At 70.6% G+C, this 17896-nt stretch carries 16 protein-coding genes and 1 tRNA gene; 6 read left to right on the forward strand and 11 right to left on the reverse strand.

Features of this window, described 5'->3' with window-relative positions:
- Positions 1–3 precede the first annotated feature (3 nt).
- Positions 4–240, reverse strand: coding sequence for a phosphopantetheine-binding protein (locus BU28_RS0113995; RefSeq protein WP_028720041.1), 237 nt, complete (start codon positions 238–240; stop codon positions 4–6).
- Between the two features lie 24 nt (positions 241–264).
- Entirely contained in the window at positions 265–1884 is a 1620-nt protein-coding gene (locus tag BU28_RS0114000; RefSeq protein ID WP_028720042.1) for a (2,3-dihydroxybenzoyl)adenylate synthase, read from the reverse strand.
- A 190-nt stretch (positions 1885–2074) separates the two neighbouring features.
- On the opposite strand from BU28_RS0114000, the gene BU28_RS0114005 reads away from it, so the two are divergent.
- Positions 2075–3442, forward strand: a complete 1368-nt coding sequence (locus BU28_RS0114005) for a condensation domain-containing protein (RefSeq protein WP_028720043.1) — start codon at positions 2075–2077, stop codon at positions 3440–3442.
- On the opposite strand, the gene BU28_RS0114010 is transcribed toward BU28_RS0114005, so the two are convergent.
- Entirely contained in the window at positions 3439–3873 is a 435-nt protein-coding gene (locus tag BU28_RS0114010) for a hypothetical protein (RefSeq protein ID WP_233144956.1), read from the reverse strand. The two genes, BU28_RS0114005 and BU28_RS0114010, sit on opposite strands and share 4 nt — an antisense overlap.
- Complete coding sequence (locus BU28_RS0114015; protein WP_028720045.1) at positions 3866–4483, reverse strand: DUF5671 domain-containing protein; 618 nt, start codon at positions 4481–4483, stop codon at positions 3866–3868. Before BU28_RS0114015 ends, BU28_RS0114010 begins: the two co-directional genes overlap by 8 nt.
- Before the next feature lie 185 nt (positions 4484–4668).
- Here BU28_RS0114015 and BU28_RS0114020 point away from each other — a divergent pair.
- A tRNA-Gly gene (locus BU28_RS0114020) sits at positions 4669–4743 on the forward strand.
- Between the two features lie 81 nt (positions 4744–4824).
- Here BU28_RS0114020 and BU28_RS0114025 read toward each other — a convergent pair.
- Complete coding sequence (locus tag BU28_RS0114025) at positions 4825–5736, reverse strand: LysR family transcriptional regulator (RefSeq protein WP_028720046.1); 912 nt, start codon at positions 5734–5736, stop codon at positions 4825–4827.
- Positions 5737–5899: 163 nt separating this feature from the next.
- Between BU28_RS0114025 and BU28_RS0114030 the strand changes: the two genes are divergently transcribed.
- Positions 5900–6673, forward strand: a complete 774-nt coding sequence (locus BU28_RS0114030; RefSeq protein WP_028720047.1) for an SDR family oxidoreductase — start codon at positions 5900–5902, stop codon at positions 6671–6673.
- 84 nt (positions 6674–6757) lie between these two features.
- A complete protein-coding gene (locus BU28_RS0114035) occupies positions 6758–7522 on the forward strand; it encodes an SDR family oxidoreductase (RefSeq protein ID WP_028720048.1) in 765 nt (254 codons plus the stop codon).
- 215 nt (positions 7523–7737) lie between these two features.
- Here the strand turns inward: BU28_RS0114035 and BU28_RS0114040 are convergent, their stop codons facing one another.
- The 5 genes from BU28_RS0114040 to BU28_RS24235 all read right to left on the reverse strand — a co-directional run bounded on the left by BU28_RS0114040 (position 7738) and on the right by BU28_RS24235 (position 12662).
- Complete coding sequence (locus tag BU28_RS0114040; RefSeq protein WP_036762956.1) at positions 7738–8412, reverse strand: Crp/Fnr family transcriptional regulator; 675 nt, start codon at positions 8410–8412, stop codon at positions 7738–7740.
- Between the two features lie 591 nt (positions 8413–9003).
- Positions 9004–9528, reverse strand: a complete 525-nt coding sequence (locus BU28_RS0114045; RefSeq protein WP_028720050.1) for a hypothetical protein — start codon at positions 9526–9528, stop codon at positions 9004–9006.
- Positions 9529–9637: 109 nt separating this feature from the next.
- A complete protein-coding gene (locus BU28_RS0114050) occupies positions 9638–10933 on the reverse strand; it encodes a TfuA-like protein (RefSeq protein ID WP_028720051.1) in 1296 nt (431 codons plus the stop codon).
- On the reverse strand, positions 10930–12171 hold the full coding sequence (locus tag BU28_RS0114055; protein ID WP_233144954.1) for a YcaO-like family protein: 1242 nt from the start codon (positions 12169–12171) through the stop codon (positions 10930–10932). Before BU28_RS0114055 ends, BU28_RS0114050 begins: the two co-directional genes overlap by 4 nt.
- The gene (locus tag BU28_RS24235) at positions 12168–12662 is read right to left on the reverse strand and encodes a GNAT family N-acetyltransferase (RefSeq protein ID WP_081791390.1); all 495 of its coding nucleotides are present in this window, start codon (positions 12660–12662) and stop codon (positions 12168–12170) included. The genes BU28_RS0114055 and BU28_RS24235 overlap by 4 nt, the downstream gene beginning before the upstream one ends.
- 164 nt (positions 12663–12826) lie before the next feature.
- Between BU28_RS24235 and BU28_RS0114065 the strand changes: the two genes are divergently transcribed.
- Both BU28_RS0114065 and BU28_RS23080 read left to right on the forward strand, forming a co-directional pair.
- A complete protein-coding gene (locus tag BU28_RS0114065) occupies positions 12827–14593 on the forward strand; it encodes an adenylate/guanylate cyclase domain-containing protein (protein WP_028720053.1) in 1767 nt (588 codons plus the stop codon).
- A gap of 221 nt (positions 14594–14814) precedes the next feature.
- On the forward strand, positions 14815–16395 hold the full coding sequence (locus BU28_RS23080; RefSeq protein ID WP_051578204.1) for an amidohydrolase: 1581 nt from the start codon (positions 14815–14817) through the stop codon (positions 16393–16395).
- An 85-nt stretch (positions 16396–16480) separates the two neighbouring features.
- Here the strand turns inward: BU28_RS23080 and BU28_RS0114075 are convergent, their stop codons facing one another.
- Entirely contained in the window at positions 16481–17881 is a 1401-nt protein-coding gene (locus tag BU28_RS0114075) for an aldehyde dehydrogenase family protein (RefSeq protein ID WP_028720054.1), read from the reverse strand.
- Positions 17882–17896: the final 15 nt, after the last annotated feature.

Here is a 17896-nt window from a genome sequence, read left to right on the forward strand (position 1 = left end):
GCGTCACAGCCGGGGCTGGATCAGCGCCCACCAGGCGTCCAGCGTCGGCTCGCGGGCCAGTTCCTCGAAGCTGGCCTCGACGCCCATCTGCTTCAGCTCGCTGGAGAAGGTCATCACCGCGATGGAATCGAGGCCGTAGAGCACCAGGTTCTCGGCCGGGTCGATGTCGCAATCGTCCTCGATCATCTTCTGCACGCGGGCGGCCAGCCAGGCGGGGCTGAGGTCGGTCTTGACGGTCATGGGTCTTGGTCCTTTCAGGCGTCGTCAGGCGGGGGCGGCCAGGCTGTCGCGCAGCCGGCGCTTGTCGATCTTGCCCACCGGCGTCAGCGGCAGCGCATCGACGAAACGGAAGCGGTCGGGCAGCTTGTATTCGGCCACGCCGAGGTCCAGCAGGTGGCGGCGCAGCGCCGGCGGGCTGAGCTTGCCCGCGCCCGCCCGCAGCACCAGGAAGGCGCAGCTTTTCTCGCCCAGGGCCTCGTCCTGCATCGCCACCAGCGCGGCATGGGTGATGTCGGTGTGGCGCAAGAGCAGGTTCTCGATTTCCTCGGCGGCGATCTTTTCGCCGCCCCGGTTGATCTGGTCCTTGATCCGGCCGACTACGCGCAGATAGCCGTCCTGACGCACCACCACATCGCCCGAGTGATAGAAGCCGTCGGCGTCGAAGGCCTTCGCATTATGCTCGGGGCTGCGGTAATAGCCTTGAAATGTATAGGGTCCGCGGGTTGCGAGCGCGCCCGGCACGCCGTCGGGGACGGGCTCGCCGGTGTCCTCGTCCAGGACCCGGATCTCGTCGTCGGGGCTGATCGGGCGGCCTTGCGTCGCGAACACGATCTCGGGCGGATCGTCGAGGCGGGTGTAGTTCACCAGCCCCTCGGCCATGCCGAAGACCTGCATCAGCCCGCAGCCCAGCACCTCGGGGACGCGCCGGGCCGTCGCCTCGGCAAAGCTTGCGCCGCCGACCAGCATCAGTTCGACCGTATCCAGAAGGGCGCGGCGGGCGGGGTCTTCCTCGACCGCGCGCAGCCACAGGGCGACGGCGGGCGGCACCAGCGGCACCATGGTCACGCCTTCGCGGGCGATGATCTGGAAGCAGGTCAAGGGCTCGGGGCTGGGGGCCAGGACGACGGTGCCGCCGGCGTGAAAGACGCCCAGCGCGCCCGGCGAGCTCATCGGATAGTTATGCGCGGCGGGGATCGCGCAGAGGAAGCGCGTGGCCTGGGAACAGCCGCAGATCTCGGCGCTGGCGCGGATGCTGTAGTCGTAATCGTTATGCGTGCGCGGGATCAGTTTCGGGGTTCCGGTCGAGCCGCCGGAGAGCTGGAAGAAGGCGACCTCGGACGCCGGCGTCGGGCCGGCGCCGGGCGGCAGGGGTTCGCCCGGGGTCAGCCAATGGGCGAGATCCCGGCCCGGATCGGGGTCGTCCAGAGCCAGCACAAGGCGTACACCGCCCGTACACAGGTCGTGCACAAAGGCGTCGTCCCGGAACAGCTCGTGGCCGCGCGCGGCAATGACCACGGCGGGGGCGATCTGGCGGGCGTATTCGGACAGTTCCAGCCGCCGATGGCTGTAAAGCGCGTTGACCGGCACCACGCCGATGCGCAGCAGCGCAAAGAAGGCGACGTAGAATTCGGCGACGTTCGGCAGCTGCACCAGCGCGGTGTCGCCGTGGCCCAGGCCCCGGGCCGCCAGCCGCCCGGCCAGGTTGCGCGACTGCCGGTCGAGATCGGCATAGCTCAGCCGGCGGTCGCCGCAGACGATGGCCGTGGCCCCCGGGCGGGCGGCGACCGCCTCGTCCAGGATCCGGGTCAGCGGCCGGTCGATCCAGTAGCCGCGCGCGCGGTAGCGCTGCGCCAGGTCATCGGGCCAGGGCGTGAACTCGATCATGGGGCCACCTTTTCATCCTTCGGACCGGCCGGGTTTCGCCCATGGGGCGAGCGGCGCTTGACGGGTTGCAATAGTTTAGTATTTTTATCCAGCTTTCTTTCCCGAGGCAAGCAGGGCACCCCCGAACCCGCCCAGGCCAGCATTTCCCACAGACACCCCCTTTCACACGCCTCGCACCCGAGGACGGATCATGACCCATCATCACAGCCTGAATACCGCCCAACCGCTGACGCTGGCGCAGCTTGATTTCTGGGAGGAGTTTCGCCTGCACCCCGGCGAGGCCGTCTCGACCGTGGCCCATGCGCTGGAGCTTTGCGGCCCGGTCGACGGGGACGCGCTGGCCCGCGCCATAAGGACCCTGCTGGCCGAGGCCGATGTCCTGTCGCTGCGCCTGTCGGTGGGGCCGGACGGCGCGCCGCGCCAGACCGTGGACCCGGCCCGCCGCCCGGTGCTGCGCCGGATCGACCTGGCGGACGAGCCCGATCCGATGGGCCGGGCCATGGCGATGATGCGGCAGGACCTGACAGCGCCGCTGGACCTGCTGGACCAGCCGATTTCGGCGCAATGGCTGCTGCGGCTGGGGGCAGATCGCTGGGTCTGGTACAACCGGGGCCATCACATCGCGCTGGACGGCTATGCGATGGGGCTGATCGAGGCGCGGGCGGCCCGGCTGTACGCGGCCGCGCTGGGACTGGCGGACGCGGGCGCGCCGCTGGCGCCGCTGGCCGCCTATCTGCAGGAAGAGGCCGAGTATCGGGCCAGCCCGCGCCACCGGGCGGACGGGCGCCATTGGCAGGGGATGCTGGCCGCCCTGCCCGCGCCCCGGGTCCTGGCCAAGGGCTCGGAGGATTACGCCGAGGCCCCGCTGGCGCAGGAAACCGACCTGTCGCCGTTGCGCGGCCCGCTGCTGGCCAAGGCCGAGGCGGCCGGGATCGGCTGGCCCGACCTGCTGACCGTGCTGTGCGGGGCCTGGTGCGCCCTGACGCTGGAGGACGGGTCGGCGGCGCGGCGGCGGGACGGGGCGGGCCGCGTCTCGGTCCCGGTCTGGCTGCCCTACCTCAGCCGGATGGGCAGCGTGGCGATCCGGGTGCCGGCGCTGGTGGTCAACATCCTGCCCTTCGACGTCACCCTGGCGCCGTCCGAGCCCCTGGGCCCGGCGCTGGTGCGGCTGGCGGGGCAGCTGCGGCGGCTGCGCCGGCACGGCCGCTACCGGATCGAGCAGATCGGCGCGGACCACGGGCTGGGGGCGCAGCAGCGCTTTTTCTTTTCGCCGCTGATCAACGTGCTGCCGTTCGAGCAGGCGCGGTTCGCGGGCTGCGACACGCGGCGGCACGTCCTGTCGAACGGTCCGGGCGACGGGTTCAACATCACCCTGCGCGCCGATCCCGAGGCGCGCGGCCTGCACCTGGACATCGAGGCCGACCCGGCCCTGACCCCCGCCGCGGCCTTTGCCCGCCATGCCCGGGGCCTGCCGGCGTTTCTGGCCCGCGCGCTGGAGCCCGGCGCGGGCAGCCGGCCCATCGGGGCGCTGTGCGCCCTGGCGGCCGAGCCCGCCTAGCGCCGCCAGGGGATGGTGGCGTTGCGCGCCGGGGCGGGGTGGAAATCGCGGATGATGCAGCCCTGCGCGTCGCGCCCCCAGGGATCGTCCGGCCGGTCGGGCGGCAGTTCGAAGTCGGCGCACAGCCGATAGCGGCGCGGGTCCAGCACCTGATAGCGATAGGGGGTGCCGCTGTGCGGATCGCTGACGCGCAGCCGGCGGTCGCATTGCCGCGTCGGGTCCAGCGATGTCGGCAGGGCGTTGGCCTCGGTCGCCAGGCAATCGACGAAGGAGGCCAGCGCCATCAGGTCCTGTTCCCGGTCGCGGTCGCGGTTCTGCTTGCGCGCCGTGCCGGGCCCGCCGGTCAGCGCGAGGCCTGCCACGATGGTCAGGGCCGACAGGATCGCGATGGCCGCCGCCGCCCAGCCCTTGCGCATCGGGGCCCTAGGCATCGAGTTCGTCCCGGTAATAGGCGAAGACGAGCCCCGCCACCGCCGCGACCAGCGCGGCCTTGATCGCGAAGCGCAGCGTCAGGTCGCCGTTCAGCAGCGCATAGATCACATAGATCGCATCCGCCAGGAACACGAGCGAGGCGACCATCAGCGTCATCGAGGCGAACCACTTGCGCACCAGCGACCGCCTGCGCCCGCCGTCCCCCTGGCTGAGCCGCGCGACCCGGCGGTTCAGCACCCAGAAGAGCGGCGTGAAGGCGATGAGCGAGGCGATGGACCAGCGCTCGGCCCCGCCGGGGCGCTGGGTGCGGCCGGCGGCATCGGGGATCAGGTAGTCGACCAGTTCGATCCCCAGTTGGCACAGGTGCCAGGCGATCACCCCCAGCGACAGGAACAGCAGGCCGTACATCAGCGCCTCTTGCGCCGAGACATAGGGGCGCGGGCGCGGCACCGGCGGCAGGCCGGGCGCCGCCTGCCAGCCCGACAGCGCCTCGGCGATCTCGGGGGCGGACCAGCCGGCGTCCTGCAGCGCGTCCCGGATCGCGTCGGGCGTGCCGCCCCGCGCCATGGCCGCGCGCACGAATTCGGCAAGCTGATCGGATGGTTTCACGCGCCTGTCCCCTGCTGCATCGGGGCAGGGTTTCGCGATCGGCGGGCCGGGTCAAGCCCGGCCGGGGGGTGGTGCGGGGCGGGTCCAAGATTTTTCGCCGGGGGTGCATTTTTCCTCTTGCACCCCCCCGCCCGGTCCCATAAATGACCCCTCACCGAAGGCCAAGGCGCCGACGGTTGCGGAGCGCGGGCGTAGCTCAGGGGTAGAGCATAACCTTGCCAAGGTTAGGGTCGTGAGTTCGAATCTCATCGCCCGCTCCAGATTTCCGAAGGGAAATCAGACGCTGAAAGAAGGCCGCCGCGAGGCGGCTTTTCTTTTTTGCGCCGCCTGGGCGGAAGGCGTCATGCGCCCGGCGTCCCGTGCAGCGCGTCCCGCAGCAGCGCCTCGAGCCATTCGGCAAAGACCTGGACCCGCCGCGACAGATGCTGGCGGTGCGGATAAAGCAGGGTCGCGGGCAACGGCTCGGCCCGGTGATCGCGCAAAACCTCGACAAGCTCCCCCGCCTCAAGATGCGGGCGCACGTCATAGGCCGGGATCTGGATGAGCCCGAGCCCCGCCAGGCAGCAGGCGATATAGGCTTCGGCGCTGTTGACCGTCACGCGGCCGCGCATGGGCGTCGCGCGCAGCGCGCCCTGGTCGACCCACTCCCACGGCTCGACCCGGCCCGTCGAGGGCGAGGCGTAGTTCACCGCCCAGTGGCGGCCAAGATCGGCCGGCGTTTCGGGGGATCCGTGCCGCGCCAGATAGTCCGGGCTCGCGACATTGATAAGCGGCAGGGTGCCGATGGTGCGAGCGATCAAGCCGGAATCGCCCAGGGGGCCGACGCGCAGGACGCAATCGACGCCTTCGCCGACCAGGTCGACGGCGCGGTCGGTCACGCCAAGCTCGATGTCGATCTCGGGGTAGGCCTCCAGGAACGAGGGCAGCGCGGGCGCCAGGATCAGCCGCCCGATCCGGCCCGGCACATCGACCCGCAGCCGGCCGGAGGGCTGGGCAGTCTGGCGGAACAGCCCCTCGGTTTCCTCGACATCGGCGATGACGCGAAGGCAGCGTTCGTAGAAGGCGGCCCCGTCCTGGGTGGGCGCGACCCTGCGCGTGGTGCGGTTCAGCAGCCGCGCGCCGACCCGGCCTTCAAGCTCGGCGACGGCCGCCGAGACCGAGGAGCGCGGCAGGCCGAGCGTATCGGCCGCGCGGGTGAAGCTCGCGGCGTCGACGACGCGGGTGAAGATGCGGAAAAGGTCGATCCGGTCCAGCGTCGATCCTGCCGATTGTTCGGTATTCCTGACATGTCATGTCAGAATGCCGGTCTTTATTGGAACAATCCAGACGATACCTTGCGCCTCGGGATGCCGCAAGCCGGCACGGCAGGGCCGATCAACGGCTGCCTTGCAATCCTTCATCGCACAGGAGAACGCCATGACCGACCACAGAATCAAGGGCAAGACGGCGCTGATCGCCGGCGGCGCCAAGAACCTGGGCGGGCTGATCGCCCGCGACCTGGCCGCGCAGGGCGCGAAGGCCATCGCGATCCACTACAACAGCGAAGGCACCAGGGCCGATGCCGACGCGACCGTCGCGGCGCTGAAGGCCGCCGGGGCCGAGGGGGTCGCCTTTCAGGCCGACCTGACCACGGCCGCCGCGATGGAGAAGCTGTTCGCCGACACGGTCGCGGCGATCGGCCGGCCGGACATCGCCATCAACACCGTCGGCAAGGTGCTCAAGAAGCCGATGATCGAGACCTCCGAGGCCGAATACGACGAAATGGACGCGATCAACGCCAAGGCCGCCTTCTTCTTTCTCAAGGAGGCCGGGCTCAACGTCAACAACAACGGCAAGGTGCTGACCATCGTGACCTCGCTGCTGGGGGCCTACACGCCCTATTATGCCAGCTATGCCGGCATGAAGGCGCCGGTCGAGCATTTCACCCGCGCCGCCTCGAAGGAGTTCGGCACGCGCGGCATCTCGGTCAACGCCATCGGACCGGGGCCGATGGACACGCCCTTCTTCTATCCGGCCGAGGACGCGGACGCGGTCGCCTATCACAAGACCGCGGCGGCGCTGTCGAAGTTTTCCAGGGCCGGCCTGACCGATATCGAGGATATCGTGCCGTGGGTGCGCCTGCTGGTGTCGGACGACTGGTGGATGACGGGCCAGACCATCCTGGTCAACGGCGGCTACACCACCAAGTGATCCCGGCGCGCCGGCCCTTGCAGGCGGCCGGCGCGCGGTTTCGAATGCTTTGGACCACCTATCCCTTTTGAAAGGCCGACCCCCATGAAACAATCAGGCAACACCATTCTTGTCACCGGCGGTGGCTCGGGCATCGGCGCGGCGCTGGCGCACCGCTTTCATGACCTTGGCAACACCGTCGTCATCGCCGGGCGCCGGCAGGAGGCGCTTGACCGCGCCTGCGCGGGACGGGCCGACATGCATGCGCTGACCCTGGACGTGGACAGCGCCGAGGGCGTCGCCGATTTCGCGCGCCGCCTGCTGGCCGCCCATCCGGCGCTGAACGTTCTTGTCAACAATGCGGGCATCATGCGGTTCGAAAGGCTCGACGGCGCCCGCGACCTGTCGGATGCCGAGGAAACCATCGCCACCAACCTGCTGGGGCCGATCCGGCTGACCAACGCGCTGATCGACCACCTTGTCGCCCAGCCCGATGCGGCCATCGTCAACGTGACCTCGGGGCTGGCCTTCGTGCCGCTGACCACGACGCCGACCTACAACGCCACCAAGGCGGCGATCCATTCCTATACCGTCGCCATGCGGGAGGCATTGAAGGGAAAGGTCGAGGTCATCGAACTGGCCCCGCCGGCGGTCCAGACCGGCCTGACGCCGGGGCAGGAAAGCCGCCAGGGCTATCTGCCGCTGGAAACCTTCGCCGACGAGGTGATGGCGCTGTTCCGGCAGCAGCCGACGCCGAGCGAAATCCTGGTCGACCAGGTCCGGTTCCTGCGCTTTGCCGAAGCCGAGGGCCGTTTCGACGAGACCCTGGCCCAGCTCAACGCCTTCGTCGCGAAGGTGAGCGGCCCGTGACGGCGTGACCGGCGCAAGGCGCGCCCGCCCGGACCGGCAGAGCTGCTTTCCGGTCCAGCGTCCCGGCGGTCGGCGGTCTCTGGCGAGGGGGGCGTGAACGGCGCGGCAGGCTGGCCCGGAAGCGGGTTTGGCCGCCGTGACGAACCGCCGATTGACGACATGGGCGGTGCTGCCGCCCCCCGGCGGCGTCGCCGGGCCCGGCGGCGCAGCGCCCGTCAGCCTTCGTCCAGCCGCATCAGCGCGTCGGGTTTCAGGATGCGCAGGAAGCGGCGGCCGGACTGGATGACGCCGCGCCGGTTCAGCGCGGCCAGGCTGCGGCTGATCGCCTCGCGGTTGGCGCCGACGATATTGGCGATCACGGCATGGGTCGGCAGGTTGCCCAGCGTCAGCCCCGGCTTCAGTTCGCCCTGCTCCAGCGCCGTGCGCAGAAGATAGGCGCGGAGCCGATCCTCGACCCCCAGCACGGTCAGCTCCTGCACCCGCTCGGTCAGGTCGTAGACGCAGCGCACCAGGCCGCGCATGACCGCCTGGCGAACCTCGGGCCGGGTGTCGATCAGTTCCAGCAGCAACGGCCCCGGCATTTCCAGCACCGTGCAGTCGGTGCGGGCGTAAAGCGACAGCGACCGGGGCGCACCCGAGATCACCGACAGCTCGCCAAAGGGGGCGCCGGGGCCGATGTCCTTGTAGACGATTTCGCGCCCGCCCTCGGTCCATTGCACGGCAAGGACATGGCCGGACAGCACGAACAGGACCGTCTGGCCCGGTTCGCCGCGTTCGATGATGCGCTGACCCTGTTCGAAACTGCGGCGCAGGCAGGCCGCCTGGATGCGGTCAAGCTCGGGCGCGGGCAGGCCCTGGAACCAGTCCAGATCACAAAGCTGGATCAGCATGGCCGTCCCCCGGCCCGCAGGTGATATTTTTTTGCGAAGCGGCCCCGGTTTGTGCGTTTGCGCACAGAATCGCCGGGGCAAAGCGCATAGACAGAGAGCAGGATCTTACCAATCATGTCAGCGCATCATTACAAGTAGCAGGTTTTCGGTTCACCATTTCCAGCGCGAACGATCTCTTTCTCGGGGATTGGGGATCCTGGCCAGGCAGGCACGACGGTGCCGCGCCTGCTGGTAAAGGGGCGGCGGCATGGCTGACATGCAGGGCCGCCCCTTGCCGAAACCGCCGGCGTCGTGTGGGCCAGTCCTGCGGCCCGGCCGCCGGGTTGCCGGCACGATCCGGCGCCATGGGCCTTCGCCCGGCGAAGCGTTGGGACGGACCATCGCGTCCGCGCGGGCGGTGCACGGGAAAGGCGCTGCGCGGCGGCGGGATTTCCTTTCGCCGCGCAGACGACGCCGCATTCGGCCGGGGCCCGTCGCGGGCGGGCGGGACCGCTTGCGCGACCGGGACAGCCAGCCCGTCAGGATCGTTCGCTTTGCCTTGCGCCTTCGGGCCCGCTGGCCGGTCGGCGCCGAAGGGGGCCGGCATCGTCGTCAGTCCTTGTCGCCACCGCGCAGGCTCATGCCGCGAAAGCTCATGCCCCGGACGCTCATGCCCTGCACGCTCATCCCGCGGGTCTGGGGGCCGTCGGGGCCGCCGCCCAGCAGGAGCTGTTCGAACGAGCCGGTCTGGACATCCAGGCGGATGGTGTAATCGGCCTTGTCATAGGACCAGGCGACCAGATCCTCGGGCAGCAGGGCGCCGGCGGGAACCGGCGCGCGGTCCTTGTCCCCGGCCTCGGGCAGGGAGGAGGGGTTCAGCCCGGCCAGCAGCGTCGCGGCGGGCGCGCCCGGCCCGTGAACCAGGAACAGCGCGGGCGTGGGCAGCAGGTGATACACCCCGGCCAGGCCGAAGCCATAGACCCGGGCCAGCCTTGGATCCTTGGCCGCAAGCTGCTGGGCCAGATGGCCCGGCGCGCCGCTGTGGGCCGGGTCCGAGGCCTTGGGGTCGATCCGCAGGTCCTCGACCACGCGCCCGAACAGCAGGATGGCCGAGGTGTTCAGCAATGTTTCGGTCATGGGACAGCCTTCCCGCATGCGCCTGGGCCAAGATCGGGGCCCTTGCGGCGCGTCCCGCCGCAGGCCCTGCCGCGCAGCATGGCGAGGTTTTCCAGCCTTGACAAGGATGTCACGAGGCCTGCGCCCGCAGGAAGGCGTATTCGGCGGCCAGGATGCGGTGAAAGCGGTCGGCATCGGGCAGACCAAGCGCCGCCGCATGGTCGGGGATGCTGTCGGGCAGCGGCCGGTTCAGCCGCGTTTCGAAATACCAGGCCACCAGCAGCGGCAGCGGCAGCCCGGGCTCCGCAGCGGCCGCCTGCCGCTTGGCCCGGGCCCGGTCGCGCAGTGCGGCGTAATCGCCCTGCAGCCGCAGCCGGTCCAGGATCGCGGCGCCCAGCGCGGGATCGCGGCGCCGCCCCGCCGCCCGCAGCGCGGCCTGGCCCTGCATCAGGCGCCGGAAGCCGGCCGTGTCCAGGTCGTTTCGCGCCATCCAGGCCTGCAGATCGGCCTGCCGCAGCAAGCCTTGCGCCATGCGGAATTCGTGGACGACCTGGGCCAGGGCTTCGTCCTTGTCGCCCGGGTCCGCCCCAGGGTCGGTTCCGGGCGCGCCTTCGGCCAGGACCTGCAGCAGGGCCGCGTCGCGAACCCGGCCATAGGCGTCGGGGTCCAGCCGCAGCTCGTCCAGGATCGCCTCGGCCACCGGGTCGGGGTCGGCGTCGAGCCAGGGGGCGCTGGCCCAGGCCTCGGTCGGCTCGAAGAAGAAACCGGGCGCGGGGGCCGGGCCGTCCCGGTCCAGATGGTCCTGCACGGCGTCCAGCAGCGCCAGCGCGTCCTGGCGCTTGCGGTCCACGCGGCCCTGCGCCAGCCAGGCGGCCAGGGCGCTGCGGGCCGCCGGGTCGGGCAGGGCCGGCAGCAGGTTTTCCCAGAGGCGGTCGGGATAGAAACGGCCCTTGGCCGCCGCCAGGATCGCCCCCGCCCCCGGCGCGTCCAGCATGCCTTCGGCCAGGGCGCGTCCGACGGTGGCGCGGATGTTCACCATCGGCTCGCTGAGGCCCAGATAGCCGGTTTCGGCCGGGCCGTGCAGCAGCGCGACCTCGTCATCGTCGCGCAGGGTGCCGTCGCGGAAGTCCCGAAAGATCCCGCCGACCCCGATCATGCCGAAGGGGGCAAGCTCGGCCGCGCGCAGCGCGCCCATGCTGGCCGCGCCAAAGACCGCGATGCCCTGCGACAGGGCCCACAGGATTTCCTTGTGCCAGACGGCGGGCTGGCCGTCGAAGAAGCCGTCGATCATGCCGATCGCCCGCGGCCCGCGCCGCGCGGCGGCGTAAAGCGCGCCCTGGGCCACGGGCGGCAGGAAGGTCAGGCCGGGAAACCGCGCCCGGTCTTCGGCCCGAAGCGAGGGGCCGGCGAAGATCACCGCGGTCATCGGGCGCGCTCCATGCGCCGCCGGGCCCTTGCGCCGGGGCGATAGCGCGGGTGGTCGTCCGGCCCCTCGAGCCCCGGGATCACCACCCGCACGACATCGAGGCCCAGGTCGGGCTTGCTCAGGTCGACCGCGACGACCTCGGTCGCGCCGACGCCGGAGAGCCGGTCCAGCAGCCAGCCGAGATCCTGTCCGAAACGGTCCGAGACATGCTGCGCGATTCCGCCGAAATCGCGCGCCGGGCGGTGCTCGGCCCGCATCCGCGCGGCCCAGGCCGCCTTGCGCGCCCGTTCCGCCGCGCCGTAATCGCGATGCGTCAGGTCGTCCCTCGCGCCCGAGATATAGGTGGTGCGGACCTGGATCGCCTCGGTCAGGGCGCGGGACAGGGCGATGGCGCGCGCGGGATGGGCGCCCGCGCCCAGGCCCATGTGCTGCATCGGGTCGCGCCGGTCGGTGATGAGGCAGCAAAAGGCGGGCACGCCGATGTCGCTGGCGATGTCCCAGACGGCCACGTCGAAATCGGCGCCCTCCAGCCGGGCCAGAAGGTCGCGGCAGGCCGGGTCGTCCACGCCCGCCAGGTCCAGCCCCGTCGCGCCCCGCTCGCCCCCCGCGTTCCACAGCGCGATGGCGTCGCGCTCGATCACCTCGCAGATGGCGTGGCAGAGCGCCTCGGCCATGCTGTTGCCCGAGGCGAGGCCGTTGCTGCTGCAATCGAAACAGCCGCTGCCGGGCGGCGGCGGCAGGGTGAAGTTCGCGCGCACCGATTCGAAGGGCAGCCAGCGCGGCTGGCCCGAGACCAGGTCCCGCCCCTCGATCCACAGGGTGACGAGATGCGGGTGGAAGGCGTCCGAGATGCGCGGCAGCCGGGCGATGTCGGCAAAGGGCAGCGCGCCCGACAGTTCGGCCAGCGATCCCAGCCGCAGCGGGCGGTCGATGTGTTCGGCGTGGTAAAGCTCGGCCGCCTCCATCAGGCCCGAGGCAGTGGCGGCGGCCAGGTCGCAGCCCTTGCCCTGCGACACCGCAAGCGACCGGGCGTTCGGCCGGCAGACCATCACCACCGGCACGCCGATGCGGTCGAGCCCGGTGACATCGGCGACCCGGGTGATGCCCATGCGCGCCATCAGCGGCGTGACGCGGGCGACTGTCTCGGCCGGGGACAGGATGCGGTGGGTGCCCAGCCGGTGGCACTTGGCCCCGTCCGGCAGGTCCGGGCGCCCCGCCCCGCCCTGGCCGGGGGTCACGACGACCGGCGGGCGGGCGTCCAGACCATGTCGATGATCGGGGACGCGTCGGGGTCGATGATGCGGAATCCCAGCCTTTGATACAGCCCGATGGCGCGGTTGGTGCGGACCGCCGACAGCGACACGGTCCGCCCCTGCCGCGCCGCCTTGTCCAGTAGGTCGCGGATGATCCGCGTGCCGATGCCCAGGCCGCAGTATTCCTCGAGGATCTGGATCTGGGCCAGGTTGTAGTCGGCGTCCCGTTCGGTCACCTGCATCCAGCCGATGTCGCGCCCGCCAAGGGTGATGATGCAGGAATCGGCCGCCTTGAACGACCGCCGGATCGCGGCGCGGCGCAGCGGCTCGTCCCAGGCGTCCAGTTGTTCCATCAGGGGGCGCATCGCATTGATGTAAATCGCCTCGGCAAAGGCGAATTCATCGGGACGGGCAGAGCGCAGGCCGAATTCCAGACATTCCTTCATGGCCCGGACTATAGGGCGTGAATCGGCCATGTCACGGATCTTGATCGATCGTTCAGGCGATTTTCAGCCGGATTTCCTGTATCAGGAAGGCGTGCCGACCGGATGGACTTGACGCCGCAGCCGGGTGCGCCTTTGTTCCGCCCGATCCGGCGTCGGGCAACCGGCCCGGCCAGGAAAAGGAGACCAGGGCAGGCATGATCGCCCAGACCAGTTTGACCGGACCGCGGCTGATGACCGTGCTGTATGCCGACATCCACGGCTACACCGGCCTGATCGAGCGTGACGAGCAGGGCACGCTGGCGCGCCTGACGCGGTCGCTTGCGCTGATCCGCAGCCTGACGGGCGATTACGGCGGCTCGGTCGTCAACACGGCGGGCGACGGGCTGGTGGCGGTGTTTGAAAGCGTGCAGCAGGCGCTGCATTTCGCGCTGGAGATGCAGCGCGAACTGGCCCGCGAACAGGCCTGGACCGAGGACGGGCAGCCGATCCTGTACCGGGTCGGCATCTCGGTCGGGGACACCTTCGCGGGGCAGGACGGGGTCTATGGCCACAGCGTGAACCTGGCCGCGCGGATCCAGAGCTTTGCCGAGCCCGGCGGCATCTGCGTCACCGACGCCGTCTATCGGATGCTGCGCCCGAACGACGAGGTGCGGCTGCGCTCGATCGGGACGAAGCGGCTGAAGAACATCTCGACCCCGGTCGAGGTGTTTTCCGTCGAGATGCTGCCCACCGTCCCCGCCGCGGCGCAGGAGATCCTGCCCCTGCGCCCCGCGCCCCCGGCCGAGACCCTGCCCGATGCCTCGGTCGCGATCCTGCCGATGGAGAACATCTCGGCCGATCCGGGCGACCTTTACCTGTGCCAGGGCATCGCCGCCGACCTGATCACCAGCCTCAGCCGGTTCCGCAACCTGATGGTGATCGCCCGCCATTCGGCGATTCTGGCCGCCGCCAACTCGGGCTCGCTGCGCGAGATCGGGCAGCGGCTGGGGGTGCGCTATCTGCTGTCGGGCAGCCTGCGGCGGTCGGGCAACCGCATCCGCATCACCGCCGACCTGATCGAGGCGCGGTCCGAGAACATCATCTGGTCGGAACGCTACGACGGGATGATGAACGAGATCTTCGATTTTCAGGACGATGTCGCCGCGATGACCGCCGCCCGCGTCGCCATCCAGATCGACGCCGCCGAGCGCCAGCGCCTGGCCGCCCAGCAGCACCCCGCGCTTTATGCCTATGGGCTGGTGCTGCGCGGCCAGGACATGGGGTTCCGCTTTCTGCGCGACGCCAACCTGCACGCCCGCCGCCTGTTCGAACAGGCCCGCCAGCTGGACCCCGCCTATGGCCGCAGCTATGCCGCCATATCGCGGACCTTCAACGTCGAATGGCGCTACAACTGGACCAGCGACCCGGCCGGGGCGCTGAACCAGGCGCTGGTCCTGGCCAAGCGGGCGGTCGAGTGCGACAACCTGGATTCGCGCGGCTATTCCGAAATGGGGCTGGCGCATCTTTACCTCAAGCAGCACGACGAGGCGCTGGCCGCCTATGAACACGCCATCGGGCTGAACCCGAACGACGCCGACCTGCTGGCCTATATGGGCGACTGCCTGGCCTATGTCCGCCAGGGGCCGCGCGCCGTGCAGATGCTGGAACGGGCGATCCGGCTGAACCCCTATCATCCCGATTCCTACCTGTGGTTCCTGGGCGACGCCTATTTCCACAACGGCCAGTATCCCGAGACGATCCAGACCCTGAACCGGATGCGCGACCGGTCCGAGGCGCACCGGCTGCTGGCCGCGAGCCATGCCATGCTGGACCAGATGCCCGAGGCCCGCCACCACGCCGCCGAGGTCATGCGCGTCCATCCGAACTTCACCATCGAGCACTGGCGCAAGGTCCCCCCGCTGCGCCACCCCGAGGACCTGGAGCTTTACATCCACGGCCTGCGCAAGGCGGGGCTGAGCTGAGGCGAAAGGCCCCGCGCAGAGGCGCGGGGGGCTGAGCTAGGGGAGACGCCACCGCGCGAAGGCGCGGGGGGGGGGGGCTGAGTTGAGTGGAAAGGCCCCGCGCAGAGGCGCGGGGCCGGGGCCGGCGCGACGCGGCAGTTGCGCCAGGGCCGGGTTTCCTGTCTTCTGGTCCTGGCGACAACCATCCGGCGCCGCTGCCGAAACCCTGGATGAGGTCCAAGATGCATGACGATCAGACCCTTGCCCCGCCTGTCGGGATGTCCCGGCGCGCACTGATGCTGAGTTCGCTGGCGACGGCGGCGCTGTGGCCCGTCGGCGCCAATCTGGCGCTGGCGCAGGACGCGCCGCCCGCCGGCCCCGCCCCCGAATCGGCCGCCGCCGCCCGCGACGCGGTCGAGGCGATCCGCGACCAGATCCTGCGCATCTCGCGCGAGGTCTGGGAAACCCCCGAACTGTCCCTGCACGAGGAGATCTCGCACCAGATCCATATCCGCGAGCTTGAAGCGGCGGGATTCACGATCACCAGCCGGGGCACGTCGAACATCCCGACCGCCTTCGTCGCGGAATGGTCGCAGGGCGAGGGCGGGGCCAAGGTCGGCTTCCTGCCCGAATACGACGCGCTGCCGGGCCTTGGCAACGCCGCCGAGCCGCGCCAGGCCCCCGGCCCGAAGGGAACCGAGGTCGGCCACGGCTGCGGCCACAACCAGCTGGGCGCGGGCTGCACGGGCGCCGCCATCGCGCTGAAGGCGATGATGACGGCCGACGGCACGCCCGGCCTGATCCGCGTCTATGGCTGCGCGGCCGAGGAAACCCAAGGCGCCAAGGTCTATATGGCGCGCGACGGTCTGTTCGACGACCTCGATGCGGCACTGGCCTGGCATCCGGGGCCGATGAACGCGACCGGCATGCTGCGCACGGCGGCGGTCAACATGCTGCGCATCACCTTCACCGGCCGCACCGCCCATGCCGGCGTCGACCCCTGGGAGGGGCGCAGCGCGCTGAAAGGGGCAGAGCTGTTCGGCACCGGCATCCAGTTCATGCGCGAACACCTGCAGCCGACCACCCGGCTGCATTACGTCTACGAGGCGGCGGGCGAGACGCCCAACGTCGTCCCCGACCATGCCGCGGTGCTGATCATGATCCGCGACGAAAGCCGCGCCTCGGTCGAGGCGGTCACCGAATGGGTGCGCGACGTGGCCAGGGGCGCCGCCCTGACCACGAGGACCGAGGCCGAGGTGGACCTGTTCTTCGGCATGCACGACCTGCTGCCGAACGAGCCCCTGCTGCAGCGCGTCCACCAGCACATGGGCGCCGTCCCGATCGAGTGGAGCGCCGAGGAGCAGGATTTCGCCAAGACCTGCCAGCGCGAGATGGGCCTGCCCGAGCAAGGGCTGATGCCGATCCTGATGCCGCTTCTGCCCGAGATCACCAACGGCGGCGGCACCGATGTCGGCGATGTCAGCTACATCACCCCGACGGCGCTGTTCGCCTGGGTGTCGATGCCCATCGGGGTCGGGCTGCACACCTGGCCGGTGACCGCCTGCGGCGGCATGAGCATCGGCGACAAAAGCGCCATCGCCTCGGCCACGATCATGGCGGGGGTGGGCCACGACCTGATGACCGACCCCGAACTGCGCGCGGCCGCGCGGGCGGATTTTGACCGGCGCAGGGGGGACCGCCCCTTCGTCTCGGCCCTGCCCAAGGACAAGGTCCGCCCCGAGGGCATCCCGCCGCATCTGCTGATCCGCGACGGCTCGGACGAGATCCCCGCCGGATACGACCCCGCGCACGAGGTGCATTGACCGGACGGGCGCGCGCGCCCTGCGGGGACGCGCGCCTTCCCGCGACGGTTCCCGGGTCACCCGGGCCCAAGGGCCCGGGTGGCCTTCAGCCGAAGACCACCTGCGCGGTGGTGTTCTCCTTCAGCCCCTCCAGCCCGAACTGCAGGCCGATGCCGGATTGCTTGACCCCGCCGAAGGGCGCGTTCGGCTGGACCGCACCGTGCTTGTTGATCCAGACCGAACCGCTTTCCAGCCGCCGCGCCACCGCCCGCGCGGCATCAACGTCGCTGCCCCAGACCGAGGCGCCAAGCCCGTTCGGGTTGTCGTTGGCCATTGCCACCGCCTCGTCCAGGCTGGAATAGCGGATGACCGGCAGGGCCGGGCCGAACTGCTCCTGATCGACCAGCGCATCGCCGTTGCGCAGCCCGGCGATGATGGTCGGGGGAAAGAACAGCCCCTGCCCCGGCGCGCCGCCCAGCAGGACCTGGCCGCGCGCCGCCGCGTCGGCGACCAGCGCGGCCACCTTGTCGAACTGCGCCCGGTTCTGGACCGGCCCCAGGACGCTGGCTTCGTCCATGCCGTCGCCCAGCGGGATCGTGCGGGCGAAGGCGACCAGCGCCGCGCAGACCGCGTCATGGATGCTGTCGTGGACGTAAAGCCGCTTCAGCGCCGCGCAGGTCTGGCCGTTGTTGATGAAGGCGCCCCAGAACAGGCCTTCGGCAATCGCGGCCGGATCGGCGTCGGGCAGCACGATGCCCGCGTCGTTGCCGCCCAGTTCCAGCGTCAGGCGCTTGAGGTTGCCGGCCGCCGCGCGCATCACATGCCGGCCCGTGGGGGTCGAGCCGGTGAAGACGATCTTGTCGATGCCCGGATGCTCGGACATCGCGGCGCCCAGGTTGAAGCCCTTGTCGTCGCCGGTCACGATGTTCAGCACGCCCGGCGGCAGCACCGCGCTGGCCAGTTCCACCATGCGCAGGGTGGCAAGCGGCGTCAGGGCCGAGGGCTTGATGACCACCGCATTGCCGACCCGCAGCGCCGGCAGGATGTGCCAGACCGCGATCATGACCGGAAAGTTCCAGGGCGTGATCGAGCCCGCGACGCCGATCGGCTTGCGCAGCAGCCGGACCCGGCCGGCCTCGTCATCCTGCAGCACCTCCTCGGGCAAGGACAGGCTGGCGGTATGGCCCGCCCAGGCGGCCGCCCCGCCCATTTCCCAGCGCGAGCCAAGGCCGTTCAGCGGCTTGCCCTGTTCCTGCGTCAGAAGGCGTGCCAGTTCCTCGGCATGGTCGGTCAGCAGGCGGGCGATGGCGGCGCAGGCCGCGGCGCGGTCGGCGTCGGGCAGCGCGGCCCAGCCGGGCTGCGCGGCGCGCGCCGCCGCGACCGCGCGGTCCAGGTCGGCGGGCGTCGCGTTCGGCGCATGGCCGACCACGGCCCCGGTCGCGGGGTTCATGACCGCGAAGCGGGCCTCGGTGGCGACGGGCTTGCCGTCGATGGTCAGATCGAACATGGTGTCTCCTCCCTT

The organism is Paracoccus yeei ATCC BAA-599 (genome assembly GCF_000622145.1).
In the GTDB taxonomy this organism is placed as follows: domain Bacteria; phylum Pseudomonadota; class Alphaproteobacteria; order Rhodobacterales; family Rhodobacteraceae; genus Paracoccus; species Paracoccus yeei.

What these genes read in the sequence shown, in the direction of transcription:
- BU28_RS0113995 (WP_028720041.1), bottom strand. Translation starts at nt 240, where the DNA reads ATGACCGTCAAGACCGACCTCAGCCCCGCCTGGCTGGCCGCCCGCGTG.
- BU28_RS0114000 (WP_028720042.1), bottom strand. Translation starts at nt 1,884, where the DNA reads ATGATCGAGTTCACGCCCTGGCCCGATGACCTGGCGCAGCGCTACCGC.
- BU28_RS0114005 (WP_028720043.1), top strand. Translation starts at nt 2,075, where the DNA reads ATGACCCATCATCACAGCCTGAATACCGCCCAACCGCTGACGCTGGCG.
- BU28_RS0114010 (WP_233144956.1), bottom strand. Translation starts at nt 3,873, where the DNA reads ATGCCTAGGGCCCCGATGCGCAAGGGCTGGGCGGCGGCGGCCATCGCG.
- BU28_RS0114030 (WP_028720047.1), top strand. Translation starts at nt 5,900, where the DNA reads ATGACCGACCACAGAATCAAGGGCAAGACGGCGCTGATCGCCGGCGGC.
- BU28_RS0114035 (WP_028720048.1), top strand. Translation starts at nt 6,758, where the DNA reads ATGAAACAATCAGGCAACACCATTCTTGTCACCGGCGGTGGCTCGGGC.
- BU28_RS0114040 (WP_036762956.1), bottom strand. Translation starts at nt 8,412, where the DNA reads ATGCTGATCCAGCTTTGTGATCTGGACTGGTTCCAGGGCCTGCCCGCG.
- BU28_RS0114045 (WP_028720050.1), bottom strand. Translation starts at nt 9,528, where the DNA reads ATGACCGAAACATTGCTGAACACCTCGGCCATCCTGCTGTTCGGGCGC.
- BU28_RS0114050 (WP_028720051.1), bottom strand. Translation starts at nt 10,933, where the DNA reads ATGACCGCGGTGATCTTCGCCGGCCCCTCGCTTCGGGCCGAAGACCGG.
- BU28_RS24235 (WP_081791390.1), bottom strand. Translation starts at nt 12,662, where the DNA reads ATGGCCGATTCACGCCCTATAGTCCGGGCCATGAAGGAATGTCTGGAA.
- BU28_RS0114065 (WP_028720053.1), top strand. Translation starts at nt 12,827, where the DNA reads ATGATCGCCCAGACCAGTTTGACCGGACCGCGGCTGATGACCGTGCTG.
- BU28_RS23080 (WP_051578204.1), top strand. Translation starts at nt 14,815, where the DNA reads ATGCATGACGATCAGACCCTTGCCCCGCCTGTCGGGATGTCCCGGCGC.
- BU28_RS0114075 (WP_028720054.1), bottom strand. Translation starts at nt 17,881, where the DNA reads ATGTTCGATCTGACCATCGACGGCAAGCCCGTCGCCACCGAGGCCCGC.